Origin of the sequence: Vibrio sp. Y10_XG_PY6 (genome assembly GCF_024181795.1) — a bacterium.
Classification (GTDB): Bacteria; Pseudomonadota; Gammaproteobacteria; order Enterobacterales; family Vibrionaceae; genus Vibrio; species Vibrio diabolicus.
The window spans coordinates 449,984-475,187 of sequence record NZ_JAMZAQ010000002.1 but is presented as its reverse complement, the minus strand read 5'-3'; the positions used below and the strand labels follow the sequence as shown (position 1 = coordinate 475,187).

Below are 25,204 nucleotides of genomic sequence, written 5' to 3'. Positions count from 1 at the left end.
TATGGAGAGGTTCGAATTTTTCGAAGTAGTAAATGACTTGGACTAATAAACGGAGAACGACGTTCGGAGATTAAGCCTGAGCCTGCAGTTCTTGCCACAAGTCACTGACGATCGCGCGATCAGCTGGGCTTAATTCGGTACGAGCGTCTTCCAAACTGCTCTCAATGCGTGACTTCAGCTCAGTAATATCGCTAATGCCTTCTTCTTCACAAGATGCCGCAGACAAAGAGATGTGACCACGTAGATAACCACCAGCAAACAATTCATCGTCAGATGCTGTTTCAATTCGAGCATCAATCAGTTCCAGTAGTTTTTCTTCAAATTCAATAATCATGGTGTATCTCTGAGGTTATTTGAGGTTATTTAACGCAAAAGTCTGACGCTTCCAGCGGCTTGGTTTGGTAAAACGCACGCAGAGCATCCGAAAGCATTTTCACTCGTAAAGGCAAGCCAGCTTCCAAAATGCCCAACACTTCTTTATGCACTTTCTGCATAAAGCCAAGCCTATCTGGTTCAAAATCGCCGTGTAGATTGTCACAACTCACCGTAAAAGGGAAGCCAGCACTTTGTGCCAGAATCCATTCATAAGCTTGCGGACGCACTTCAACTTTCTCAAACTCCGCTTGAACTTCTGCCGTGCGCCCATCGGGTTCATACCAATAGCCAAAATCTTCCAGCAAACGACGCTCTGGCCCTGCCACACACCAATGCGAGATTTCGTGTAATGCGGAGGCATAAAAACCCCGAGCAAAAATAATCCGATGATGAGGATCTTCATCATCAGCAGGAAGATAAATAGGCTCATCACCACCTAACTCCAATTTCGTATTAAATTGGTCTAAAAAGGTGTCATTAAAAATGGTAATAAGGTCTTGGTATTCGTGGGTCATCGTCGAGTTTGTACTTCAGTTTGACATGCGCTGGGTATTGTCGCTGTTTTTATCTATTAGGTAAAGATGCTCCCACAGTTTTGGTTATTAGTTGAATTTATCTGAACATCGCTTTCTCCATATAATTTCTCATTCGTCAGCGTACTCATTTGCTACTACACTCTCGCCTTATTTTGATGCTGCTCAAACTGCTGTTTTTTAAGCGGTTTGATTACAAGCATGTTGCTGGTTTTAATCACTTTTTAAGATTGATAAAACCTTTTGTAAGTGTTGTTGCTGCGCCTACGATGATTCATGTAGAACGTAGTGACTTTTTACGTTGAGTGTCTCCCTATGTTGCTAAGTGTGTTGTATATCATTGGTATCACGGCTGAAGCCATGACAGGTGCGTTGAGCGCTGGTAGAAGAAAAATGGACTGGTTTGGTGTTATGTTGGTGGCCAGTGCAACGGCCATTGGTGGTGGCACCGTACGTGACATTTTACTGGGACACTACCCTCTTGGTTGGGTAAAAAACCCAGAGTTCCTAGCAATCACGTGTGTTGCGGGTGTACTTACCACAGGCTTAGCGAAATGGGTGATTAAGCTAAAAGGTCTATTCATCCGCCTTGATGCGTTAGGTTTGATCGTGTTCAGCATCATCGGAACTAAGATTGCGATGGGCATGGGCTTACACCCTGGGATCTGTATGGTTTCAGCGCTAGTAACGGGTGTATTCGGTGGGCTACTCCGCGACTTAATCTGTCGCCAAACACCGTTGGTGCTCCATGAAGAACTTTACGCTTCTGTCGCTCTTATCGCATCAGGAATGTACTTAGCGCTATTAGAATTTAATGTTCCCGATGTAACAGCCACTATCATTACACTGATCACCGGTTATATGCTGCGTATGGCCGCGGTACGTTTTAAGTGGCGTCTCCCTTCTTTCAATTTGGAAACGGAAGGCTCACTCCATTAAGCAAAAACTACTTAAACAAAAAAGGTTGCCTGATAAAATTGTGCCACCCGCGATTAAGTGAGTGGCATAATTTTATATTCAGTCATCCTGAACAGCGACGAAGGAGCATGATTCAGGATCTATTATCCGAGCACTCTGTTGTCAGAGATGTTTCTTTCTCTTTTCATCGCGCTGAAATTAGATTCCTAGTCTCGCTATAGCTCGCTGGAATGACACAAAGCTCTTAAATCTTCGGTGTTTCAGTTGTTACGCCATGGTTTTGACCACGATGACGCAGCAAATGATCCATCACCACGATCGCTAGCATCGCTTCAGCTATTGGTACGGCACGAATACCCACACAAGGATCATGACGGCCTTTGGTGATCAGCTGAGTTGGCTCACCTTCTTTTGTGATGGTCTCACCCGGAACTGTGATGCTTGATGTTGGCTTAAGCGCAATGTTAGCCACAATGTCTTGACCAGTTGAGATACCGCCAAGAATACCGCCCGCGTGATTACTGCCAAAACCTTCAGGAGCAAGCGTATCACGGTGTTGACTGCCTTTTTGGTTTACCACATCAAAGCCATCACCAATCTCAACGCCTTTCACCGCATTAATGCTCATTAGCGCGTGTGCAATGTCGGCATCAAGACGATCAAATACAGGTTCACCAAGCCCAACAGGCACGTTAGTTGCCACAACCTGAATTTTCGCGCCAATTGAGTCGCCTTCTTTTTTCAGGTCACGGATAAGTTGGTCAAACGCTTCTACTTTGTCCACATCTGGGCAAAAGAACGCGTTGTTTTCGATTTCGTTCCAATCTACCTTGTCGATAGAGACATCACCCATTTGTGACAAGTACGCGCGAATCTCAACACCAAACTCATCTTTCAAGTATTTCTTCGCGATTGCACCCGCCGCCACACGCATTGCGGTTTCACGAGCAGACGAACGGCCGCCACCTCGATAGTCACGGATGCCATACTTTTGGTGGTAAGTATAATCAGCATGACCCGGACGGAATTTATCTTTGATGTCCGAGTAATCTTTTGAGCGCTGATCGGTGTTTTCAATTAGCAAACCGATCGATGTGCCTGTGGTTTTGCCTTCAAAAACACCAGAAAGAATTTTAACTTCATCCGGTTCACGACGTTGTGTGGTGTAACGTGATGTGCCTGGACGACGGCGGTCGAGATCGATTTGCAGATCTGCTTCTGTAATTTCTAACCCCGGAGGACATCCGTCTACGATACATCCCAGTGCGATACCGTGACTTTCCCCGAATGTCGTCACTCGGAAATGTTGTCCGATACTGTTTCCTGCCATTACTTCCTCAAGTTTTTATCGCTACGCCCTCTCAAACCAGAGCGCAACTGCTTTCCAATTCTTCGTGGATTCATAGTGGCTTTATTACGTTTTGATGTAAAGAGTTAATATCGGCGAGTTATGTATAAAAAAACACCGAGCATAAAGCTCGGTGTTTTGACGTTTAGTGCAAGACCCTATTAGTCTTTGTACAGTTTGAACTCTTCGGCACACTCAACCAGCTGATCACGCGTTAGCATGAATACGCCGTGACCGCCGTTCTCAAACTCAATCCAAGTGAACGGAATCTGTGGGTACTGTTCCATCATATGAATCATTGAGTTGCCAACTTCACAGATAAGAATGCCGTTATCTGTTAGGTAGTCTGGTGCGTTTGCAAGAATACGACGCACAAGTTTTAGGCCATCCGTACCGGCTGCTAAACCAAGCTCAGGTTCGTGTGTGAACTCGTCTGGCAGGCTGTTCATGTCTTCTTCATCCACATATGGTGGGTTAGACACGATCAGGTTGTACTTCTCTTTTGGTAGGTCGCGGAACAAGTCAGAGCGAATTGGGAATACTTGCTGCTCCATGCCGTGATCTTGTACGTTTTGCTCCGCGACTTGTAGTGCGTCCGTTGAGATATCAATCGCATCCACTTCAGCTTCAGGGAACGCGTGAGCACATGCAATTGCGATACAGCCGCTGCCTGTGCATAAGTCCATGATGCGCGCTGGCTCTTCTACCAACCAAGGTTGGAATTCAGCTTGAATCAACTCACCAATTGGAGAACGTGGCACGAGTACACGCTCGTCAACGAAGAACTCAAGACCGCAGAACCAAGCTTTGTTGGTTAGGTATGCAGTTGGTGTACGTTCATTGATACGTTTTACTACACGCTCAACAATACGCAGACGCTCGCTGGTCGTTAGGCGAGAGTTTAATACGTGCGGAGGCACATCAATCGGCAAGTATAAGGTTGGCAGGATAAGCTGAACCGCTTCATCCCACGCATTATCAGTACCATGACCGTAAAACAGGTTCGCTGCGTTAAAGCGGCTTACCGTCCAACGAATCATATCTTGAAGGGTATGCAGCTCCGATACCGCTTCTTCTACAAAAATCTTATCCAAAATTGCCTCCGAAAAGCGCTACAATACTGCCAATAAAAGTTTATTAATGAAATTGTTTACCTAATGAGCAAAAAAGACACCGAACACGATGACGATTTCGCCTTGTTTCAGGAAGCAGTACAGGGCGTAAAAAAGTTGCGACAGGATACCATAATCCAGCAACCAAAAAAAAATACTAAGCAAAAAGAAATCAAGCGCTCCAACCGTGAAGCGAGTGATTCTGAGTTTTACTTCTCCGACGAGTTTGTCCCTCTCTTAAATGAAGAAGGCCCAACTCGTTATGCACGTGACGACGTCTCCACTTATGAAGTTAAACGTCTACGTCGCGGCGTGTATGTACCGGACGTATTCCTCGATATGCACGGCATGACACAACAAGAAGCTAAGCGTGAACTTGGTGCGATGATCGCCTACTGCGTCAAAAACGAGATTCACTGTGCGTGTGTGCAACATGGCATTGGTAAACACATCCTGAAACAGAAAGCGCCACTTTGGTTAGCACAACACCCAGACGTAATGGCTTTCCACCAAGCGCCACTAGAATTCGGCGGTGATGGTGCGTTGTTAGTTTTGCTCTCGATTCCAGAAAAGTAACTAGCTCACTGTAGAAGCAATTAAACAAAAAGGCAGGAAATTTCCTGCCTTTCTTCATTCTATATCTAATGTTTAAATGCTTATTTGGTTTCGACGCTTATGGCGTAATATGCCACAGCACTTCACCGTTTTGCGTTTGTAGATCGTATTCAATACACACTAGACCTGATGTAGGAAACATCGGTGGTGCCATGTCTTTTACAAACTCTGAAGTGAGATAACCAACCAAAGGCAAGTGAGAGACAAGCAGAAGCGAGTCTAGTTTTTCCACTTCAATCAATGCACTTGCAAAATCAAATACATGCTCAGATTGGCCGTAAGGTGTAATATCTTCACAAGTTTCGATGCTTTTTGCAGCAAAATACTCGCTGATCTCTTGCCAAGTTTGTTGAGCTCTAATGTACGGACTCACCAACACTTTATCGAATTGCGCAAAACCTTGTTCTTTACAGGCTCTCGCAACCGCTTCTGATTCGACTCTGCCTCTTGGGGTCAATTGTCGTGCTGCGTCTGAATCTGCAAAATGCTCGGCTTCGCCGTGACGCATGATGAATATTTTCATGTTATTTCCTAGGGATAGCTAACGCTACCAAAAGGTTGACTGCTATCTTTATTAGATAGACGGGGCTAACTTTAATAATGACGAAACAAAAATACTGATATAATTATCTGTTCATTATACCAATTCGCTTGCTAAAGATAGCGACTTTCTTAACAATCTATTAAAAAGAATGTACTCAGTTCATCACAGTATTTAACTGTGCTATGAGTTCAGAGCATTCATTCAAACAGTTCTTCCCCATACGCAAACGCGATGGGCCTGTGCAGAAGTCTACGAATAACAAAAATACGGCAAGCAGTATTTGTCGAAACGCAAACTTTGCGCCCCCTAGCTAGGGGTTCATAATTACTGTAATGCGAAATCTGGAGACGCATCGTGCATCTAAGTCCTAACGATTCAAATCAATACCGCTACATTACCTTGAGCAATGATCTGCGTGTACTGCTGATTCATTCCGAGACAGCTCAACAGTCAGCAGCTGCTCTAGCAGTGAACGTTGGACACTTCGACGACCCAAACGATCGCCAAGGTCTGGCACACTATTTAGAACATATGCTTTTTTTGGGTACGGAAAAATACCCTAAAGTGGGCGAGTTTCAAAGTTATATTAGCCAGCATGGAGGAACAAATAACGCTTGGACGGGTACTGAGCACACTTGTTTCTTTTTTGATGTTACTCCGAATGCCTTTGAAAATGCCTTAGATCGATTTAGCCAATTTTTTACCGCACCATTGTTTAACGAAGAAGCTTTAGACAAAGAACGCCAGGCTGTCGACTCCGAATACAAACTCAAACTTAATGACGATTCTCGCCGCCTGTATCAAGTCAACAAAGAAGTCATCAATCCAGATCACCCTTTCTCTAAGTTCTCAGTCGGCAACCTAGATACATTAGGTGACCGAGATGGTAAATCCATCCGCGACGAAATTGTCGAGTTTCACCACTCTCAATACTCTGCCGATCTCATGACGTTGACGCTCTTTGGGCCGCAGTCGCTCGATGCTCAGCAAGCGTGGGTAGAAGCCATGTTTGCCAATATCCCAAACCACCACCTTCGTGGAAAATCGATTGATGTCCCCATTAACACCAAAGAAAGTACCGGAATTTTAGTTCAAGTTGAACCAATCAAAGAATTTCGAAAACTCATTCTCACCTTCCCAATGCCGGGAATGGATAAGCACTACGGCGTTAAACCACTCTCTTACTTCGCGCATTTACTCGGCTATGAAGGCGAAGGCAGCTTAATGCTCCAGCTAAAAAATGAAGGCTGGATTACGTCACTTTCTGCAGGAGGCGGCGCTAGTGGTAGCAACTATCGAGATTTTACGGTTAGCTGCACACTCACCCCGCTGGGTCTCAACCACGTTGACAACATCATCCAAGCGGTTTTTCAATACCTCTCGATGATCAAACAAGACGGGCTAGATGAATGGCGCTATCTCGAAAAACAAGCGGTGCTTGAGTCGGCGTTTCGTTTCCAGGAACCATCTCGACCAATGGATTTGGTTAGCCATCTTGTTATCAATATGCAGCATTATCAGCCAGACGATACCATTTATGGCGACTACAAAATGGCGGGCTATGATGAACAACTGCAGCGTTCGTTGCTGCAATACTTAACCATCGATAATGTCCGCGTAACCCTGATTGCAAAAGGACTGGAATACAATCGTACTGCCGAATGGTACTTTACTCCGTATTCCGTCACGCCTTTTAGTGATGAGCAACGCCGCTTCTATCAACAAATCGATCCAAGCTGGCAGTTCGTCTTACCAGAAAAGAACCCTTATATTTGCTACGATCTCGATCCCATGCCGTTCGAAAATGGTGGTTCACTACCAGAGTTAATTGAAGATCTCGAAGGCTTCCGACTTTGGCATTTACAAGATGATGAATTTCGCGTGCCAAAAGGCGTTGTATATGTCGCTATCGACAGCTCTCATGCTGTTGCATCACCGAAGAACATTGTCAAAACTCGCCTATGTGTCGAGATGTTCCTCGACTCGCTAGCAAAAGAAACCTATCAAGCTGAAATCGCAGGGATGGGTTACAACATGTACGCTCACCAAGGCGGGGTTACCTTAACCCTCTCAGGGTTCAGCCAAAAACTGCCTCAATTGTTGGAAATGATCCTGCACCGTTTTGCTTCTCGAGATTTCAGCCCTGCACGCTTTGAAACCATCAAGCAGCAACTGTTACGTAACTGGAGAAATGCTTCACAAGATCGTCCTATTTCGCAGCTGTTTAACGCACTTACAGGGCTACTTCAACCCAATAACCCGCCTTTCGCAACCTTAGTCGAAGCGCTAGAAGAAATCGAAGTCGATGAACTCTCAGTATTCGTAGAATCAATTCTTGCAGAGCTGCACGTTGAAATGTTTGTTTACGGAGATTGGCAGCGTCAACAAGCGCATGACATGGCGACGACCTTAAAGGATGCCCTAAGAGTAAAAGAGCAGCGTTATGAAGAGGCGCTCCGCCCACTCATCATGCTGGGAAAAAACGGCAGTTTTCAACGTGAAGTACATTGCAACCAGCAAGATTCGGCGGTCGTTATTTACCACCAGTGTGAGGATATTGAGCCTCGTAGCATTGCTCTATACTCATTGGCGAACCATCTCATGTCGGCAACATTTTTCCACGAGATCCGCACAAAACAGCAATTAGGTTACATGGTGGGCACTGGCAATATGCCACTTAACCGTCATCCGGGTATTGTGCTTTATGTGCAGTCACCCAATGCAGCGCCTGCCGAGCTGGTTACCTCAATCGATGAGTTCTTAAATGCCTTTTATATGGTGCTGTTAGAACTGAACGATTACCAATGGCATAGCAGTAAGCGCGGCTTATGGAATCAAATAGCGACGCCGGACACCACACTGCGAGGTCGTGCTCAGCGTCTTTGGGTTGCAATAGGAAACAAAGACACCGAGTTTAACCAACGTGACAAGGTACTTGCTGAACTGAAGAAATTGACCCGAGCAGACATGATTCGCTTTGTCGTTAATGAGTTGAAACCTCGCACGGCAAACCGATTGGTCATGCACTCTCAAGGGCAATCGCATTCGGACGCTCCGCGCATCCACTTAGGGCAAGAAATTGGATCGATTGAAGAGTTCCAACTTAGGCCAAAAGATTGCGGCTTAGGATGATCTAATTGCGCAGTAATAAAATTATCGATTAGTAAGTATATACCTACATGCCAATGAGGTTGTGGGTCTCATAAATAGAATCGACACCATAATTGGCAGAAAATTGAAATTACGCCATTGCGGCTTATGCTCTAATTACCACACTAAAAATAAATTAATGAGGTAATCATGAAAAAAGCACTACTACTTGCGGCTATTATACTGCCACTGGCATCTGCACACGCTGAAATCTCGGTGAAAGGTGATGGCTTTGAGCTAAGTAACGATTGTGTCCGCCTAAGCGGAGACAATGTTTCCATCAAATCAGATGATTGCTCTTCAAAACAGTGGAAAGATAAAGACAACAAAGGCAACAGCAGCGTTCACGGGGACGACAACCCAGGTAAAGGCCACAATAAAGATAAGAAAGACAAGAAGAAGTAACTATTTCTTATTTATGAAAAAGGCTTGCCACTGGCAAGCCTTTTTCTTTACCGAAGCAACGTTTAATAGAATGTGGTTCCTTCTCCAGCTCGAGTAAGCAAACCATCACACGGTGCGTAACGATCGCCATACTTCGATGCAAACTCATTCATTTTCTCAACCAGTTCTTTAATGCCAAACTGATCCATATAACGGAATGGACCGCCCAAGAATGGAGGGAAACCAATGCCAAATATTGCACCAATATCACCATCACGTGGCGAGCGAATGATGCCGTCATCCAAACAACGTACCGCTTCATTCAGCATTGGTAGTACACAGCGCAACGCAATATCGTTATCACTCAACTTAGATTCAGGATCGAGCTTAAGCAGCTTGTAGATGGATTTATCGACATCTTTCTTCTTACCTTTGTAAGTGTAGAAACCTTTCCCGCTCTTACGTCCTTTGCGACCGTCATTCAATAAGATATCGAACACGTCAGGTCCTTTGAATCGCTCACCTAACTCGTTGACCAGAATCGGCATAATTTTCGCGCCAATGTCGACACCGACTTCATCCAGTAAGGTGATTGGGCCGACAGGGAAACCAAAATCAAGCAACGCCGTATCAATCTTTTCGATCGGTTCGTTGGCCAGCAGAATATGCGCCGCCTCGTTCATGTATGGCGCAAGAATGCGGTTCACGTAAAAGCCCGCTTTGTCTTTCACTACGATCGGGGTTTTACCTTGCTTTTTAGCAAGTGCAACGACTGTTGAAATGGTTTCATCTGAGGTCGTTTCATGCGGAATCACTTCCACCAACGGCATTTTTTCTACCGGGCTGAAGTAATGCAAACCCACTACGTTTTCTGGACGCTCCGCTTTTTCTGCAATTTTGTGGATTGGTAACGAAGAAGTATTGGTCGCAAAGATGGTTTCCGGCTTGGCATTCGCTTCAATATCCGCCACCATTTTTTGTTTAAGATCTAAGTCTTCAAAAACGGCTTCAATTACGACATCAATATGATTAAAGCTGGTAAAGTCGACACCGCCAGACAGTTGCAACATTTTCGCTTGCAGATCGGCTTTTGATAGAATGCGACGTTTACGCTGTTTCTCGAATAACTTGTAGTTATAGTTGAGTGCGTTTAGAACGCCATCGTTGCTGACGTCTTTGATGCGGACAGGCACCTTCGCTTTTGCAACAGACACATGGCTGATTCCTGCGCCCATCAAGCCACCGCCAAGCACGCCAACTTTATGAACTGGCGCGGGTTTCGCATCCGTACCATTTTCTTTCTTCATTTCCGTTGTCGCAAAGAAGATAGAACGGAGCGCTTTTGATTCAGAGCTCATCACAAGCTCACCGAAGCGTTTCGCTTCAAGCTCTTGTCCTTGGGAGAAACCTTTCTCTAAACCATGCTGAATAACGTCTAAAATCGCGACCGTTGCAGGATAGTTACCACGGGTTTTCTGATTGGTTTTCTTCGCTGCCTGTTCAAACACAAACTTGCGCCCTAACCCGCTACCCGACATCACTTTTTCTTTCGTCGATAGCTTTTTCGTACCCTTGTTTTTACCTTTGTCGATAAACTGTTTTGCTACGTCGAGCAAAATGGTGTCAGGGACACAGGCGTCAACCACACCCAGCTTTTTAGCTTTCTTTGCGCGAAGCTGTTTACCCGTCAGGATCAAGTCCAACGACGGTAATAGGCCAATCAAACGTGGCAGACGCTGAGTACCACCAGAACCTGGCAATAAACCAAGTTGTACTTCTGGCAGGCCTAAACGCGTTTTATCTGAATCCGTACAAACACGATAATCACATGCAAGAGCAAGCTCTAAGCCACCGCCAAAACATGGACCGTGAATAGCGGCAACCACAGGATATGGTAAGTCCGATAGCTGCTGGAATAGCTCTTGACCTTGCCTCGCTAATGCTTCTGCTTCACTTGCGGTCGTGCACGCTTCTAGCATGCGCACATCGGCCCCCGCGACAAAGTTGTCCGGTTTTAGGGAATGAATGATCATCCCTTTGATGCCACTGGCGTCTTTTAGCTGAGCAAAGATTTCTTTCATTTCATCAGCAAAAGCCGCCTGTAGCGTATTCATTTTTTCATTAGGTACGTCAATCGCTAACCAAGCAATATTCTGCTCATCAACTTTTAGACTAAATGCTTTTTGCTCGCTCATTACTCAACCTCCAGAATCATTGCTGCGCCAAGACCGCCAGCTGCACATGCGGTATTCAACGCAATACCGCCGCCACGGCGTTTCAGTTCACGTAGGGTTTGCGTCATCATTCGTGCACCTGTCGCCGCGAATGGGTGACCGTAAGCGATTGAGCCACCAAGCACGTTAAACTTATCCATGTCGATTTCACCGATCGCTTTCGAACGACCTAGATTTTCTTGAGCAAACTTATCTGAAGCAAACATCTTCACATTCGCCAATGCTTGCGCAGCAAACGCTTCGTGCATGTCGATCAACGTCAGATCAGACAATTCCAAGCCTGTATTTTCTAGCACTTTCGCTGTGGCATAAGTCGGTCCCATCAGCATGTCCTTTTCCACACCGATCGCTGAAAATGCGTAGCCGCGGATGTAGCCAAGAATCTCCATGCCAAGCTCTTTCGCTTTACCTTCGCGCATCAACATCACTGCCGCACCACCATCAGTCAGTGGCGTACTGTTAGCTGCCGTAACACTGCCATACTGGCGATCAAAGGCAGGTCGAAGTTTCGCGTACCCTTCTACGGTTGAGTCGTGACGGACATTGTTGTCTTCCGAAATCCATTTTTTGTATGGTTCGGGAAAAGCCGTCATCACTTCACCTTGGATCTTGCCTTCTTTCCAAGCTTGGGAAGCCAGCGTATGAGAGCGATGTGCTAGCGCATCCTGCTCTGCACGAGAAATACCATGCGTCTTTGCCATTTGCTCCGCAGTTTGTCCCATGGATAAACCCGTAGAGTACTCGGCTACTGCAGGAGGCACTGGCATAAGGTCTTTAAAGCTCAAGTTTTTGAGGATGCTAAGCTTCTGACCCATTGTTTTTGTCTTACTTAGAGCAAGCAGATTAGCGGCCAGTTTCTTAGATACGCCAATAGGCAGGACGGAAGAAGAGTCTGCACCACCAGCAATACCGATATCGATGGTTCCCGCCATGATGCTTTCTGCGACATTGACCGCCGCTTGAAAACTCGTTGCACACGCACGAGTCACACTGTAAGCATCAGTATGGATGTTCATACCGGTGCCTAACACGATTTCTCGTGCGATGTTTGGCGCTTCAGGCATTTGTACTACTTGTCCAAATACCACTTGTTCGATTAACTTCGGATCAATATCTGTTCGAGCAAGCATTTCGCTTACTACCATTTTCCCTAAATCGACCGCTGGCACTTGGCTAAATTCCGTGCTTTGACGAGCAAAGGGAGTTCGAAGCCCCGCGACAATAGCGACACGCTCACCATTGCGTGTTTTTACTTCCTGCTTGCCCATTGTTTCTCCTTAAATACAAGAGGTCTGACCTGATGCATTGTAATGAATTTGTTAAATTTATCAAACATGCGTTTAAATAAACGTGAAGCAAGTAGATCAATTACTCTACTTCTTTGATTCTTATGCGATTAATAATGATTAACTATAGAGAGTTAAAACGGTAAGAGGTATATGGAAGGTAAAATCGAAGCAAAAAAAAACCACACATAACTGTGTGGTCGGAATATCTATAAAACAATTAACTTACGCCAATTGAAAATTAATCAGTTTCCTGATTAGGAGAAAGTAAAGTCAGCCTTCAAAAGGAAGTGTCATCTTGCTCAACATGTTAGTCGCAATGACTAACGAGATGACAAGATGTACTATAACCCCTTCACTGCTTGATATTTTGAAATAGATCAATTTTATAGTGATTTTACGAGCTTTAAGCACATCTAAAAGGCTCAGCGATGCAAACCGATTCAAAAATTCACCGCTAGCAGTCTCTTTTTATGTCCCATCGAATGAACTTATCCAAACCATTGATTACTAATGATGATATTGTTAACAATCTTTACCAATTCATGTTCGATGATATTTGGCATTTGCGTATACACTTTTAAGTAACCACATAGCTTATTGTGTCAGAAGTTATCTACGACACACGCTCAACCGAAACCGCGAGGCTATTGAAAAGTAAAGTCATGCTCAGAACAAATAAGAAACTCACAGAGCGAGGATGGAGGCTCCTGTGGCCATATTAAAAATGTTTGGAAAGAAAAATTCCAACAGTCCGGTCAACTCTGATATGGACAAGCAAAGAAAATACGAAGCGCTCGTCCGAGGGTACCATCGTGACTTATATCGCTACGCATACTGGTTGTGCAAAGATAAAGCGATAGCGGAAGATCTAGTTCAGGAAACCTGTCTTAGAGCTTGGAAGTCACTCGATAGCCTTCAGGACGAAAAAGCTGCCAAGTCTTGGCTCATCACCATATTGAGACGAGAAAATGCGCGCCGCTTCGAACGTAAACAATTTGATTTAGTTGATATCGATGATTACGGCAATGATGCTAAAGTCAGCGATGACCCACATCATCAGCAAGAATGGCTGCAAGCACAGATCATGAAACTCGATGTTGAATACCGCGAGCCTTTATTTCTCCAAGTTGTCGGTGGTTTCAGCGGAGAAGAGATTGGCGACATTCTTGATTTAAATAAAAATACAGTGATGACTCGATTATTTCGCGCTCGTAATCAACTCAAAGAGATGTTGGATTCTCAAGATACTAAGAGAGGACAAAAGAATGGATGATTTAGAATTTCGTCGTCGTATTTTGTCGGATCCAAAACAAAAGGATGAAGAGATTCTGCAAGCTTTAGCTGGTAGCGACGCCAACAATAAGTTTGTTGATGACGTTTTGGATCTCGACGTAAAAATTAAACAAGCCATGAATGTGGATGTACCTGAAGATCTCGCTGATAAGATTTTATTTAGTCAGACGTCGAGTGCACTTGATGAAGAGAAGGTCGTCAGACCAAACTTTGTGCGCAAAGCAATGGCACTTGCCGCTTCTATTGCGTTCACCGCAGGATTATTAGTTGGTCAAGTAAACTGGGGAAATGTTTTGGTGTCTCCAGCACAAGCCAGTTTAGCGGATACCGCGATGAAACACGTTATTCATGAAGAACCTTTTGTTCGTCATCTTGATGAGGATGTACCGAGCTCGCAAATTAATGCGAAAATGTCGCCATTTCATTACCAGTTTAGTGAAAACTTTCCATATCACGTTTACTACCTAAACCACTGCGGTTTTGGCGAATCCAATGCGGTGCATATGGTATTCCAAGGTCCAAAAGGTAAAGTAACGTTATTTATTACTGGTATTCCTAGCGAACAAAGTACCGACTTTAATAAGGATGGCATGACCGGAATCGTTCAGCCCGTCGGGAGTTCAAGCCTGATTTTAGTCGGAGAAGAAGGTGAAAATATTGATGCTATCGCTACGACTCTTGCATCAATGATTAAACCGATGTAATAACTTCGACGATTTCCAGCCTTCAAAAGGTTAAATGCCGCTAAATGATCTTATTTAGCGGCATTTTTGTATAAATAGAACACAAAACATTCACCCTTGCTATAGCATTTAGAGCTTAAACTCTAAATTATGCATTTTAAGTGCAATTTCCCGTCTTTTAGACATCATTTCTGCAGTTTTTATTCAATTTTATCCAATGGTCGGATTTGTCCAAGCAACTATTGATACTACTATCTGCGCCACTGAGCAAAAGCTCAATTTATCGTCCAAAGAGACGAATCTAATAAGGAAAAACAAATGACTCAGAACACGCGTCTGTTTAAAAAGACTCTCCTAGCAGTAACGGTAGCTTTTGCCTCAGGTCAATCGATGGCAGCGGGTTTCCAAATCAACGCTCAATCAGCAACTGGCATCGGCCGTGCATTTGCTGGTGATGCAGTAATCGCAGATAACGCCGCAGTAATGGCTCGTAACCCAGCAGCAATGGCTCTATTTGATAAAATGGAGCTTTCGCTAGGTTTCGAAAGCATTACTTCAATGATTGAAGTGAAAGATGCGAAATATAACGTTAATACTCCTTTGGGTTCTAGTACTGTAAATGTTGCTGACACTGATGATGTGGGTGATACGTCAATAGCTCCAAACATTCACCTAATCGTTCCAGTAAATGACAAGTTTGCATGGGGCGTAAACGCATACTCTAATTTCGGCACTAAAACTGAATTTTCAGATAACTATACCGCAACCGAGTACGGTGGTCTTACGGATGTAAAAAGCTTCAACTTTGGCTTTGCGGGTTCTTACCGTTTAAACGAACAATGGAGCTTTGGTGCTGGTTTAGATTTAATCTACGGCCAAGGCACAATGAAGCGTACAACTAGCTCTTCAGTCCCACGGGTTGGCGGTCAAAAAGTTCTGGACGTAGATAAAGCTGATGGTTGGGCTGTTGGTTTCAACGTTGGTACTGTGTACGAACTAGATGAAAACAACCGTTTTGGTCTAGCGTATCGTTACAGCCCTGAATTTACAGCAAAAGACGACAAAGGTCAGGAAATCACGCTACCTCTACCAGATATGGCCGAGTTTTCTGGTTTCCACAAAATCCAAGACACTAAGTTTGCTGTACACTACAGCATCCAATACATCGGTTGGAAAGATTTCGACCAAATTGATTTTGAGAACCTAAATCAGGGTTTACTTAAAGGTGGTTACTCGAAAGACTATCAATGGCAAGATGGCTGGCACTACGCAATTGGTGGTACTTACTACCTAAACAACAACTGGACACTTCGTGCTGGTTACATGTACGACACAAGCGCTCAAGATAAAGTAACGTCTATCTCGGTACCAGATTCAGATCGCCAGTGGTTCTCAACAGGTTTCTCTTACCATATTGATAATAGCTCAAACATCGATTTTGGCTTCACATACTTGTTAGGTGAAGATGTAAAAGTTAATGAGAATACTCAATTAGCTCCTGGTCTTTCTACCGGTGTAACAGCAACAACTCATGCTGACGCAATTCTATTCGGCTTACAATACAGCCGTAGCTTCTAAGCGCTTCGCTGTTAGTTAGTAGAAAAATACTTTATATAAAAGGCTGGATTTCCAGCCTTTTTTCATATCTGCGATTTATTGCCCACTCAATTTGAGTGAACACGTGTATCTAAATCTCACAATTAGGACGCACAGCTGTTCGCTGAATTCCATTTACAAGCCCTTCACAGTTAGATTATTAAACCACCCAAGTAACACTTGAAAGAATAATATTCCAAATGACTACTTATGTTGGATTTTCATTTCTAAAGTAAAAACTCTACCTTTAAACTTTCGTCCCACGTTATAAACAAATCAGCGAACATTCGAATGAAAACCAACAAGACTCTTCTATCAACAGCAGTGGCATTAAGCCTACTTGGCACAACGGGCATGGCTAACGCAGCAGGTTTCCAACTTGCTGAATATTCTGCAACAGGCCTAGGTCGAGCATATGCTGGTGAAGCAGCAATGGCTGACAACGCAAGTGCACAATGGCGTAACCCAGCAATGCTAACTTATTTGGAAGGCACTCAAGTGTCCGTTGGTGCAATCTATGTGAACCCAAATATTGATATTGAAGGTGATGTAAACTTCCACGGTAGTACTTCTTCTGCATCTTCAGATGATTTCGCACATGATGCAATCATTCCAAACTTCTACCTATCACACCAATACAATGAGAAATTCGCGATTGGTTTGGCATTTGGCACCAACTACGGTATGGAAACCGATTTAGGTAAAGGCTTTGGTGCATCACACTTCGGTAACGAAGCAAGCGTAACGACAATGGAAGCGAACTTAAACGCAGCTTACAAAGTCAATGAATCAATCAGCGTTGGTGGTGGTATCCGTTACATCATCGGCGAAGGCAGCTTTGGCGCAGCAGCTCCTAAGAATAACGTTGTAGGAAAGCACCCTTTAACTGGCGATCCTATCAGTGTTCCTCAAGGTACCGCTCTAAAATACATGGAAGGTGACGATACCGCTTGGGGCTGGCAAGTTGGTACTGCATGGCAGATCAATGAAAATAACCGTATCGGCTTCGCGTACAAATCTGAAGTTGAACTGAAGCTTGAAGGCCATGCTGAAGGTCTAGGTTTTGGCTTCGGTACTTCTGAGCTTCCACAACTACGTGACAACGGCTACATGTACCTAAACCTGCCTGCAACGGCTGAGTTGGCAAGCTTCCACCAAGTAACAGACCAACTTGCGTTACACGCAAGCTTTAACTGGACGGATTGGAGCTCTTTCGAGAAATTGGAAGCACGCCTAGATACCGCTGGCACGCATATGGTTAAAGTAGAAAACTGGGAAGATAACTACCGCTTTGCTGTTGGTGCCACTTACCAGCTTGATCCTAAGCTAGCGCTACGTACTGGTATTGCATACGATACTTCAGCGGTAAGCGACAAAAACCGTACGATCACTATTCCAGAAACTGACCGTACTTGGCTAAGTATTGGTGCAACGTACGATTGGACAAAAGACTTCAGCCTAGACGCTGGCTTCACCTATATTTTCGCGAAAGACGCGCCAATCGTTGAGTCTCGTGGTTATAAGTCAGACGACGCTGCGGAACAAGTCGGCGGCCAATTCGTAGGCGAAACTACGGGTAATGTTTGGCTAATCGGTGTTCAAGCAAACTACCGTTTCTAACCAAACAGCAAAAATACAAAAAAGGCTTAGCATCAGCTAAGCCTTTTTTGTTTGTATATTGTAAAGAACAGCGCTTAAAAGTCTTCTAGGTATTCGTCTAAATACTCTTCTTCTTCGATATTAACTTCTTCAACGGTTTCAACTTCTGCTTTAAAGTTTTGGCGCTGAATATAAACATCGCGAGTAAGAATATATGGATCCGGCGACGAGTCTAACTGTGCTTCTTGCGGTACTAATAAAGCACGCTTCTCCATGCCTTCAAACGCCCACTTGCCCAAACTCGCCCAGAAGTTGAGGTAAGAGAGGGGTAAATACGTACTATCTACGGTATCTGTCACTTCACGTAAGGTATACGGGCCATAACCTGGAATCATGAAGTAAGGGCCATTTCCAACACCATAATGACCTACTGCATCACTGAACGCTTTCTCGTCGTATTTCGTAATACCCGCGGCACTTGCAATATCGAATAAACCGAAAATACCAAACGTCGAGTTAATCCAAAAACGGTTAAAGTGGTCCACGGCTTTCGTGCCGTTACCCATGACTAAGTTATTAACCATGCTGGCTGGCTCATCTAAGTTCGACAAGAAGTTAGCAATACCGGAACGAATAGGAACTGGCGTGTATTCCACATACGCAAGTGATACAGGACGAACCAAATACGGATCTAAATATTCGTAGTTGATTTCCCACATGGTTCGGTTAAAGCCTTCCAACGGGTCATACACATCAGAAGTCGTTTGATTTGTTTCTTGTCCTGTTACTGCTTCATCAGGCGCAGTTGAACAGCCAACCAGTCCAACTGCAAGCAGTAACAAGAAGGTAGATTTACCCTTGTTATACATTTTATTTTCCATAACGACTATTAATGTACCTAAGTCACCCAATGAACAGTTGTACGTATGTTGAGCAGTATACGTAGTAAAGATGACTCAGATATGGGAATAAATAAAGGCCAGCAGTCGCTGGCCTTCGGTATTCTACTCGATCGTTTAGAGTCATACCACTAAAGGCAACAGACTCTACCCCGTTGTCATATTTCAGAGACAGACGTTAACGATTAATATTGCTGGTCAATGGTCACTTCAACCGGCGTGCCAAATTCAACGACGTCACTCTCTCCGTGCCAATCTTGGTCACGCGTTGCTACGTTACCGTCAGAGTCTACACGCACACGCACAATGAGCTTGTCGAGTGAAGATAGTTTTTGCCCCTGCATCATGGCATTACCATCATCTAATACGACTGTACGAGGGAAAGTACCCAGCGGATAGCGAGCTGCCGCAACAGGCATTGGTGAGCCATCTGCACGATGTACCGATACAATGAGAACTGCGTTTGGATCTAACTGAGCATTTGGGGCCACATTAATTGTCACAGCGACACTCTTATCCGGTGAAACCGCTTCGCCCATTTGCTTACGAGCACTCTCAATACTGCGTGACAACATCTCGTAGCGGCTATCTTCTGGACCAATCATTTGCTGCATGATTCCCCAGTACTTGATCGCTGCCGGAAAGTCTTGACGCTCAAACGCATCGAACGCTAACAAAGAAAACACACGCAGATCGACATAGTCTTGCTGCATCAGCTTGCCGAGTAATGAGCGAGCCGTCGCTTGATCCATTTCCTCTTGAGACAGCATCAGAGCTTGTGCGTAACCCAACATCACATCAGGATCTTTTGGCTCTAGGCGGTACGATTTTTCCATCGCATCGATAGCTGTGGTGACATCACGATTTGCTAACGCAATACGACCTAGCAGTAACCAACCTGTCGAGTCTTCCGGCTGGTAATGTAAGCGAGTTCGGAGGGCAAGGGTCAAATCCGCCATTTCATCGTCACTCAACGGCTCAGAAGAAGCCGACATCAGCTTTTTCGATAACTCAGGTAGATTTGCAGACACTTCTTGCCATTGAACAATATCTTCTGACGCGCCAAATTTGTAATACAAGCCATAGCTCAACGCCACCGTCAGAATTACCGATGGGACTAAAACCGCGATTGGTGAAACCTTGGTTTCTTTTTGCGCTTTATCACCAGGAATATCGTCAAGGAGAGACTGCTTTAGATCAGAAATCAGTTCGTCTTCGCTTTCAACCAGCCCTTCGTCGGTTTCTTCTGCAAGCTCTGATAGACGGTCTTTATAAAATGCCTTGTTGAGCTCATCGCGTAACACATCATCATTGTTCGCTTTCTGTTTAAGCAGCGGCAAAGCCACCAGCGCACAAGCAATAAGCGTAAGAGCAACGGTGGAAATCCAAAATAGTGTCATTACTTCTTATCTCCGTTGTTCTCTTCTTCAAGCAATGCTTTTAAACGAGCCTCTTTTTGCTCATCCCATTGCTCGTCACTGCTCGCTTTTGCCTTAACTTTAGATTTACGGCTACGCAGTACAATCAAACCAAAACCACCCAATACTACAGCGAGTGGCCCTAGCCACAAGATCGCAGTCGCAACCGTAAATGGTGGGTTGTAAGTCACGAAGTTACCGTAACGGGCGATCATGTAATCAACAATCTCATCTTTGGACTTACCTTCTTTGGTCATTTCGTACACCTTATGGCGTAAGTCCTGAGCAAGTTCAGCGTTAGAATCCGAGATCGTGTTGTTCTGACATTTAGGGCAACGGAGCGTATGGCTTAACTCTTTGAACTGCTGTTCTTGTTCCAAGTTATCGAACTCGTACACTTCAATGGCAGCGTGAGCAGCAAGAGATAATGTCATGGCAGCAAAGACTGCAAGGATCAGCTTTCTCATTGCTTCGCCTCCTCAACCAATTTGTTGTAAAGCGGCTCCAGTGTTTCTGACCAATTACGTGGGTTTACATCCCCCACATGGCGATAGCGAATCACACCATTTGCATCAATAATGAATGTTTCTGGTGCACCATAAACGCCAAGGTCAAGACCAAGCATACCACTACCATCAAATAGGCTAATTAAGTACGGGTTGCCGAGATCATTCAACCAGCCTACCGCTTTGTTACGATCATCTTTATAATTCATACCGATGATCTTAACGCCTTTACCCGCCAACTCGTTCAGATATTTATGCTCTGCATAACACGTTGGGCACCACGTTGCCCAAACGTTCAAGAGCAACGGTTCACCTTTAAAAATTGACTGGTCGTATTGTTTTCCAGGTTCAGCTAAGTCTTCTAAGTGAAACTCAGGAACTGGCTTACCAACCAAAACCGACTCCAATTTCGTTGGATCATCGCCCTCTTGGTTGCGCATTAACTGGGTTGCGAAAATGCCCGCCAAAATCATGAAAGCGACGAGCGGAATAAATAAGATTTTCTTATTCATGTTATGCCTCCTGCTCTTTTGACTTCGCGTTTTTCTTTGAAGATTTGCGGAAGCGGTAGCGTTTATCAGAAATCGCTAGTGCGCCGCCTAATGCCATAATCAAAGAGCCAGCCCAAATCCAACGAACGAACGGTTTATAGTAAATACGAACAGCCCAAGATCGGTTGTCGTCTAAACGTTCACCCATTGCAATGTATAAGTCACGACTAATTCCACGGTCAATGGCAGCTTCGGTCATCATAGACTTAGCCGTACGGTAGAAGCGCTTCTCAGCGTGAAGCGTATTCACGTATTTGCCATCATGTGTGATCTCAAAATCCGCGATGTAGCCATCGTAGTTTGGACCATCTTTATCACGAAGGCCTGAGAAGTAGAAATCATAACCTTGAATTTGGAAGTGTTCGCCAGGTGCTAAACGTACATCACGCTCGATGCTGTAGTTCTGTACCATCGCAATACCGATAACAGATACCGCCAGACCAACATGACCCAACATCATCGCCCAATGGCTACGCTGCAGCTTGCGAACGCCTTCACTAAAGCTATGACGGTGCGTTGCACGCTCGTACAATTCAAAGCCATGCATCGCAATAATCCAAATCGCCATTACCCAGCCAATGTAAGCCATAGTTGAGAAGAAGTCGGCAAACAGGTATACGCATACCGCGGCCAAAGCAAAAGCAAGCACACCTGAAACGAGCATTGGTTTCACAAGTTTAGATAAATTGTCTCGCTTCCAACGGATAAGTGGACCAATACCAAGTAGGAAAGCAAATGGCATCATCAACCACGCAAACAGCATGTCGAAGAATGGCGCACCGATAGAAACCGACCCCAAACCAAGCTGCTTGTGTACGAGCGGCAACAGCGTCCCCACTAACACCACAACAAGTGCTGCGATAAGTAATACGTTGTTGGCTAAGAGCGCATTTTCACGAGAGACTAAGTCGAAGTTACCTCGCACACGCACTGCCGCCCCTTTCACGGCAAACAGCAGTAAAGAACCACCGATAACGAAAACTAAGAAACCTAGAATAAACATACCGCGCGACGGGTCAGACGCGAACGCGTGCACCGATACTAAAATACCGGAACGGACTAAGAATGTGCCCAACAAACTCAACGAAAATGCAGAGATTGCCAATAGTACCGTCCACGCTTTAAATGTGCCGCGTTTTTCTGTCACTGCAAGAGAGTGCATTAATGCGGTACCCGCTAACCAAGGCATGAATGATGCGTTTTCTACTGGATCCCAGAACCACCAGCCACCCCAGCCAAGTTCGTAGTAAGCCCACCAAGAGCCTAGTGCGATACCGAGTGTTAAAAATACCCATGCAGCGGTAGTCCAAGGACGAGACCAACGGGCCCAAGCCGTATCAAGGCGTCCGGTCATTAGGGATGCGATCGCAAAAGAGAAGGCAACCGAGAAACCAACGTAGCCCATGTAAAGCATTGGCGGGTGAACAATCAAACCAGGGTCTTGAAGCAGAGGGTTCAAGTCACGCCCGTCAACCGGGAAGAACGGTAACGTACGTAGGAATGGGTTTGACGTTAGGATTATAAACAGTAGGAAACCCACTGAGATCATGCCCATTACGGCAAGTACACGTGCAACCGACTCTTGCGGCATACCACGACTGAATGTCGCTACAGCGACAGTCCAAGCAGCCTGGATTAAAACCCATAGCAACAGTGAACCTTCGTGTGCACCCCATACTGCGGTTAAACGGTAGTACCAAGGAAGCTGACTATTCGAGTTGCTCGCTACATACTGTAACGTGAAGTCGTTGGTATAAAATCCCCAACATAAAATGGCGAAAGAGAACAACAGCATTAGGAACATAGACCAAGATAGCGGTCGCGCTGTGTTCATGAGCATGGTGTTATTATTCGATGCTCCCCACAATGGCAATACGCTCAGCAGCACAGCCATTGCAAGCGAAAGAATGAGAGCAAAGTGACCGATTTCAGCAATCATTGGCCGCTTCCTTGTTTCTGTTCTGTGCTGTATTGAAGCGGTTCATGCGTTTTCTTCATCGCTTCCGCAATTTCTGGTGGCATGTATTCTTCATCGTGCTTCGCTAGGACCTCAAATGCCTCAACTGTCGTGGCATCTTTCAGTACACCTTGAGCCACAATACCCTGCCCTTCACGGAACAAGTCAGGAAGAATACCGTCATAAGTAATCGTCACTTTAGGACCGACATCGTGCAGGTCAAAACTCACTTTCAAAGAATTAGGATCTCGACGAACCGAGCCCACAACCACCATACCACCAATACGCAGACGCTGGCCTACTTCTGGCTTGGTGCCATCTGGCTTACCATTAACCAATTCCGTAGGAGTGTAGAAAAGGTCCATATTTTGGTTAAGCGCATAAAGTATCAAACCAATGGTGGCACTAATACCGATAAAGATCGCTAGTACGATACCTAGCCTCTTTTTACGTCTCGGATTCATAAGGTGTTCTCCATGTTCTTCGCTGCGTCGATACGAGCTTGACGGTCAATTTTTGCTTTCACTTCTTTCAATAATGCATCACCGCGGCGAAGGCTAGTGATCAGAAGAATCAGCATGGATAAGAAAGTAATACCAAACGCACTCCATACGTATGATGCGTAGCCACCCATGGCAAAAAAGTCGCTCAGAGATTCAAAATGCATAATCAATTACCTCACTGAGTTTGTTCTGTTGCGAGTTTGCGCACCCAAGGGCGGTGACTTTCTTTACTGATGATTTCGTTACGGAAACGGACCATCGTCACTGCACCAAAGAAGAACGCAAAGCCAAAGATGTTTAGCAATAACGGCCAAAGCATGTCGGATGAAATAGAAGGTTGTTCAAATTTCGTGATCGTCGCGCCTTGGTGAAGCGTGTTCCACCACTCTACGGAAAAGTGAATGATCGGAAGGTTAACAACGCCTACGATCGCTAAAATACCCGCCGCTTTTGCGGCTGTTTTCTGATCGTCAAACGCGTGATAAAGCGCAATAACACCAAGATAGAGAAATAGAAGAATCAACTCTGAAGTAAGACGCGCATCCCATACCCACCAAGTGCCCCACATTGGCTTACCCCAAACGGCACCAGTAAGTAGAGCAATAAAGGTAAATACCGCACCAATCGGCGCCATCGCAAGTGCCGCCATATCAGATAGACGTACTTGCCATACTAAGCCAATAAATGCCGCAATCGCCATCGACATATAAACGCCCATAGACCAAATAGCTGATGGGACGTGAATATAGATGATTCGGAAACTGTCACCTTGTTGGTAATCTGAAGGCGCAAATGCAAGCCCCCAAACCGTACCAACCGATAAGCATACGAGGGCCAATACAGAAAACCAAGGCAGAAACTTACCACTCAAACGGTAAGCGGTTTCTGGCTTGGCATAAGGATGTAGCCATTTCCACATGTTTTGTTCTCACTCTTACTTCAGGGACACTGTCTAAAGGGTTGAGACCGTAGCAGTGCTTTAATAATAATTCTTTGATCAAGCGCCGCTTCATTGGCACTTTATTGAGTTAGTTAACACTAACTCTCAATGCGGCACTAATGGCAAAAGGCGTTAACGTCATCGCTCCCATTAGCATCGCACCTAAAATTGCTAGTTGACCGTTATACGCCATACCAAGCGCGGCGGCATCAATTGCTGATGTTGCGAAAATCAAAATTGGGATGTAGAGCGGAAGAATAAGCAAACTCAAAAGAACGCCACCCTTTTGCAACCCAACCGTCAAAGCCACACCAATAGCTCCAATAAAACTTAGTGTCGGTGTACCGATCATCAAGGTTAGTACAACAGATAGCCAAGTATTGAAATCGAGCGAAAGTAAAACCGCCAATAATGGGCTAATTAGGATCAGAGGTAACCCTGTTAACAACCAATGTGCTATGACCTTTGAAACCACTACAAGTTGCAATGGAATCGGCATTAGCATCATTTGTTCCAATGCACCGTCTTGAAAATCATCACGAAATAGACGCTCTAATGATAATAAGGCGGATAGCAATGCGGCAACCCAAACAATGCCCGCTGCAATACGTGCTAACAAATTTGGTTCAGGACCGATACTAAGAGGAAACAGAGTAATAACAATAATAAAGAACCAAAGCGGGTTCAGAATGTCTGCCTGACGGCGAAATGCTATCAATAGCTCGCGGCGAATGATGGTGGTCATAGATGGAATCAT

The 25,204-nt window shown here is 44.9% G+C and carries 24 protein-coding genes; 8 read left to right on the top strand and 16 right to left on the bottom strand.

Going from position 1 to position 25,204, the window contains the following annotated elements; translation table 11 throughout:
- Positions 1–70: 70 nt before the first annotated feature.
- Positions 71–334, bottom strand: coding sequence for a YfcL family protein (locus tag NL644_RS10535; protein ID WP_005397926.1), 264 nt, complete (start codon positions 332–334; stop codon positions 71–73).
- A 25-nt stretch (positions 335–359) separates the two neighbouring features.
- Complete coding sequence (locus NL644_RS10530) at positions 360–890, bottom strand: elongation factor P hydroxylase (protein ID WP_114323324.1); 531 nt, start codon at positions 888–890, stop codon at positions 360–362.
- A gap of 333 nt (positions 891–1,223) precedes the next feature.
- On the opposite strand from NL644_RS10530, the gene NL644_RS10525 reads away from it, so the two are divergent.
- Positions 1,224–1,847 carry a trimeric intracellular cation channel family protein gene (locus tag NL644_RS10525; RefSeq protein WP_074191661.1) on the top strand — a complete coding sequence of 208 codons (624 nt, stop codon included), beginning with the start codon at positions 1,224–1,226 and terminating at the stop codon, positions 1,845–1,847.
- A gap of 223 nt (positions 1,848–2,070) precedes the next feature.
- Here the strand turns inward: NL644_RS10525 and aroC are convergent, their stop codons facing one another.
- Both aroC and prmB read right to left on the bottom strand, forming a co-directional pair.
- Complete coding sequence (gene aroC / locus NL644_RS10520; RefSeq protein ID WP_005397911.1) at positions 2,071–3,156, bottom strand: chorismate synthase; 1,086 nt, start codon at positions 3,154–3,156, stop codon at positions 2,071–2,073.
- 179 nt (positions 3,157–3,335) lie between these two features.
- Positions 3,336–4,268: a 50S ribosomal protein L3 N(5)-glutamine methyltransferase gene (prmB, locus tag NL644_RS10515; RefSeq protein ID WP_005397909.1), complete on the bottom strand. Its 933-nt coding sequence runs from the start codon at positions 4,266–4,268 to the stop codon at positions 3,336–3,338.
- Positions 4,269–4,331: 63 nt separating this feature from the next.
- Here prmB and smrB point away from each other — a divergent pair, with 63 nt between their 5' ends.
- Positions 4,332–4,862 carry an endonuclease SmrB gene (gene smrB / locus NL644_RS10510; RefSeq protein ID WP_012841540.1) on the top strand — a complete coding sequence of 177 codons (531 nt, stop codon included), beginning with the start codon at positions 4,332–4,334 and terminating at the stop codon, positions 4,860–4,862.
- Positions 4,863–4,959: 97 nt separating this feature from the next.
- Here smrB and sixA read toward each other — a convergent pair whose 3' ends face one another.
- Entirely contained in the window at positions 4,960–5,424 is a 465-nt protein-coding gene (gene sixA / locus NL644_RS10505; protein ID WP_005397904.1) for a phosphohistidine phosphatase SixA, read from the bottom strand.
- Positions 5,425–5,799: 375 nt separating this feature from the next.
- Here sixA and NL644_RS10500 point away from each other — a divergent pair, with 375 nt between their 5' ends.
- Entirely contained in the window at positions 5,800–8,577 is a 2,778-nt protein-coding gene (locus NL644_RS10500) for an insulinase family protein (RefSeq protein ID WP_253658369.1), read from the top strand.
- A 168-nt stretch (positions 8,578–8,745) separates the two neighbouring features.
- Entirely contained in the window at positions 8,746–9,000 is a 255-nt protein-coding gene (locus NL644_RS10495) for a hypothetical protein (protein ID WP_046875551.1), read from the top strand.
- A 62-nt stretch (positions 9,001–9,062) separates the two neighbouring features.
- On the opposite strand, the gene fadJ is transcribed toward NL644_RS10495, so the two are convergent.
- Entirely contained in the window at positions 9,063–11,174 is a 2,112-nt protein-coding gene (gene fadJ / locus NL644_RS10490; RefSeq protein ID WP_253658368.1) for a fatty acid oxidation complex subunit alpha FadJ, read from the bottom strand.
- Positions 11,174–12,481 (bottom strand): acetyl-CoA C-acyltransferase FadI, encoded by a 1,308-nt coding sequence (fadI, locus tag NL644_RS10485; protein ID WP_005394284.1) that lies wholly within the window; start codon positions 12,479–12,481, stop codon positions 11,174–11,176. Before fadI ends, fadJ begins: the two co-directional genes overlap by 1 nt.
- Positions 12,482–13,199: 718 nt before the next feature.
- Here fadI and NL644_RS10480 point away from each other — a divergent pair.
- The 4 genes from NL644_RS10480 (at position 13,200) to NL644_RS10465 (ending at position 17,694) form a co-directional block, all read left to right on the top strand.
- Entirely contained in the window at positions 13,200–13,775 is a 576-nt protein-coding gene (locus tag NL644_RS10480; protein ID WP_029836529.1) for a sigma-70 family RNA polymerase sigma factor, read from the top strand.
- Positions 13,768–14,499, top strand: coding sequence for a DUF3379 domain-containing protein (locus NL644_RS10475; protein ID WP_005380527.1), 732 nt, complete (start codon positions 13,768–13,770; stop codon positions 14,497–14,499). Before NL644_RS10480 ends, NL644_RS10475 begins: the two co-directional genes overlap by 8 nt.
- A 297-nt stretch (positions 14,500–14,796) precedes the next feature.
- On the top strand, positions 14,797–16,056 hold the full coding sequence (locus tag NL644_RS10470) for an outer membrane protein transport protein (protein WP_253658367.1): 1,260 nt from the start codon (positions 14,797–14,799) through the stop codon (positions 16,054–16,056).
- Positions 16,057–16,365: 309 nt separating this feature from the next.
- A complete protein-coding gene (locus NL644_RS10465) occupies positions 16,366–17,694 on the top strand; it encodes an outer membrane protein transport protein (RefSeq protein WP_046875549.1) in 1,329 nt (442 codons plus the stop codon).
- 74 nt (positions 17,695–17,768) lie between these two features.
- Here the strand turns inward: NL644_RS10465 and NL644_RS10460 are convergent, their stop codons facing one another.
- From NL644_RS10460 to ccmB, 9 genes are all read right to left on the bottom strand, one after another.
- Positions 17,769–18,542, bottom strand: a complete 774-nt coding sequence (locus NL644_RS10460; protein ID WP_193447004.1) for a VacJ family lipoprotein — start codon at positions 18,540–18,542, stop codon at positions 17,769–17,771.
- A 215-nt stretch (positions 18,543–18,757) separates the two neighbouring features.
- Positions 18,758–19,972, bottom strand: a complete 1,215-nt coding sequence (ccmI, locus tag NL644_RS10455; protein WP_161443123.1) for a c-type cytochrome biogenesis protein CcmI — start codon at positions 19,970–19,972, stop codon at positions 18,758–18,760.
- Positions 19,972–20,457, bottom strand: coding sequence for a cytochrome c-type biogenesis protein (locus NL644_RS10450; RefSeq protein WP_005380519.1), 486 nt, complete (start codon positions 20,455–20,457; stop codon positions 19,972–19,974). The genes ccmI and NL644_RS10450 overlap by 1 nt, the downstream gene beginning before the upstream one ends.
- On the bottom strand, positions 20,454–21,008 hold the full coding sequence (locus NL644_RS10445; RefSeq protein WP_012841537.1) for a DsbE family thiol:disulfide interchange protein: 555 nt from the start codon (positions 21,006–21,008) through the stop codon (positions 20,454–20,456). Before NL644_RS10445 ends, NL644_RS10450 begins: the two co-directional genes overlap by 4 nt.
- 1 nt (position 21,009) lies before the next feature.
- Positions 21,010–22,986 (bottom strand): heme lyase CcmF/NrfE family subunit, encoded by a 1,977-nt coding sequence (locus NL644_RS10440; protein WP_005394299.1) that lies wholly within the window; start codon positions 22,984–22,986, stop codon positions 21,010–21,012.
- Entirely contained in the window at positions 22,983–23,468 is a 486-nt protein-coding gene (gene ccmE / locus NL644_RS10435) for a cytochrome c maturation protein CcmE (RefSeq protein WP_005380516.1), read from the bottom strand. Before ccmE ends, NL644_RS10440 begins: the two co-directional genes overlap by 4 nt.
- Positions 23,465–23,671, bottom strand: coding sequence for a heme exporter protein CcmD (gene ccmD / locus NL644_RS10430; RefSeq protein ID WP_005380515.1), 207 nt, complete (start codon positions 23,669–23,671; stop codon positions 23,465–23,467). Before ccmD ends, ccmE begins: the two co-directional genes overlap by 4 nt.
- Positions 23,672–23,682: 11 nt before the next feature.
- Positions 23,683–24,426 (bottom strand): heme ABC transporter permease, encoded by a 744-nt coding sequence (locus NL644_RS10425; RefSeq protein ID WP_005394301.1) that lies wholly within the window; start codon positions 24,424–24,426, stop codon positions 23,683–23,685.
- Between the two features lie 109 nt (positions 24,427–24,535).
- Positions 24,536–25,204 (bottom strand): heme exporter protein CcmB, encoded by a 669-nt coding sequence (ccmB, locus tag NL644_RS10420; protein ID WP_006741714.1) that lies wholly within the window; start codon positions 25,202–25,204, stop codon positions 24,536–24,538.

Excerpts from the sequence above, each read along its gene's own strand:
- NL644_RS10535 (WP_005397926.1), bottom strand. The coding sequence starts at position 334 with ATGATTATTGAATTTGAAGAAAAACTACTGGAACTGATTGATGCTCGA.
- NL644_RS10530 (WP_114323324.1), bottom strand. The coding sequence starts at position 890 with ATGACCCACGAATACCAAGACCTTATTACCATTTTTAATGACACCTTT.
- NL644_RS10525 (WP_074191661.1), top strand. The coding sequence starts at position 1,224 with ATGTTGCTAAGTGTGTTGTATATCATTGGTATCACGGCTGAAGCCATG.
- aroC (WP_005397911.1), bottom strand. The coding sequence starts at position 3,156 with ATGGCAGGAAACAGTATCGGACAACATTTCCGAGTGACGACATTCGGG.
- smrB (WP_012841540.1), top strand. The coding sequence starts at position 4,332 with ATGAGCAAAAAAGACACCGAACACGATGACGATTTCGCCTTGTTTCAG.
- sixA (WP_005397904.1), bottom strand. The coding sequence starts at position 5,424 with ATGAAAATATTCATCATGCGTCACGGCGAAGCCGAGCATTTTGCAGAT.
- NL644_RS10495 (WP_046875551.1), top strand. The coding sequence starts at position 8,746 with ATGAAAAAAGCACTACTACTTGCGGCTATTATACTGCCACTGGCATCT.
- fadJ (WP_253658368.1), bottom strand. The coding sequence starts at position 11,174 with ATGAGCGAGCAAAAAGCATTTAGTCTAAAAGTTGATGAGCAGAATATT.
- fadI (WP_005394284.1), bottom strand. The coding sequence starts at position 12,481 with ATGGGCAAGCAGGAAGTAAAAACACGCAATGGTGAGCGTGTCGCTATT.
- NL644_RS10480 (WP_029836529.1), top strand. The coding sequence starts at position 13,200 with ATGGAGGCTCCTGTGGCCATATTAAAAATGTTTGGAAAGAAAAATTCC.
- NL644_RS10475 (WP_005380527.1), top strand. The coding sequence starts at position 13,768 with ATGGATGATTTAGAATTTCGTCGTCGTATTTTGTCGGATCCAAAACAA.
- NL644_RS10470 (WP_253658367.1), top strand. The coding sequence starts at position 14,797 with ATGACTCAGAACACGCGTCTGTTTAAAAAGACTCTCCTAGCAGTAACG.
- NL644_RS10465 (WP_046875549.1), top strand. The coding sequence starts at position 16,366 with ATGAAAACCAACAAGACTCTTCTATCAACAGCAGTGGCATTAAGCCTA.
- NL644_RS10460 (WP_193447004.1), bottom strand. The coding sequence starts at position 18,542 with ATGTATAACAAGGGTAAATCTACCTTCTTGTTACTGCTTGCAGTTGGA.
- ccmI (WP_161443123.1), bottom strand. The coding sequence starts at position 19,972 with ATGACACTATTTTGGATTTCCACCGTTGCTCTTACGCTTATTGCTTGT.
- NL644_RS10450 (WP_005380519.1), bottom strand. The coding sequence starts at position 20,457 with ATGAGAAAGCTGATCCTTGCAGTCTTTGCTGCCATGACATTATCTCTT.
- NL644_RS10445 (WP_012841537.1), bottom strand. The coding sequence starts at position 21,008 with ATGAATAAGAAAATCTTATTTATTCCGCTCGTCGCTTTCATGATTTTG.
- NL644_RS10440 (WP_005394299.1), bottom strand. The coding sequence starts at position 22,986 with ATGATTGCTGAAATCGGTCACTTTGCTCTCATTCTTTCGCTTGCAATG.
- ccmE (WP_005380516.1), bottom strand. The coding sequence starts at position 23,468 with ATGAATCCGAGACGTAAAAAGAGGCTAGGTATCGTACTAGCGATCTTT.
- ccmD (WP_005380515.1), bottom strand. The coding sequence starts at position 23,671 with ATGCATTTTGAATCTCTGAGCGACTTTTTTGCCATGGGTGGCTACGCA.
- NL644_RS10425 (WP_005394301.1), bottom strand. The coding sequence starts at position 24,426 with ATGTGGAAATGGCTACATCCTTATGCCAAGCCAGAAACCGCTTACCGT.
- ccmB (WP_006741714.1), bottom strand. The coding sequence starts at position 25,204 with ATGATTCCATCTATGACCACCATCATTCGCCGCGAGCTATTGATAGCA.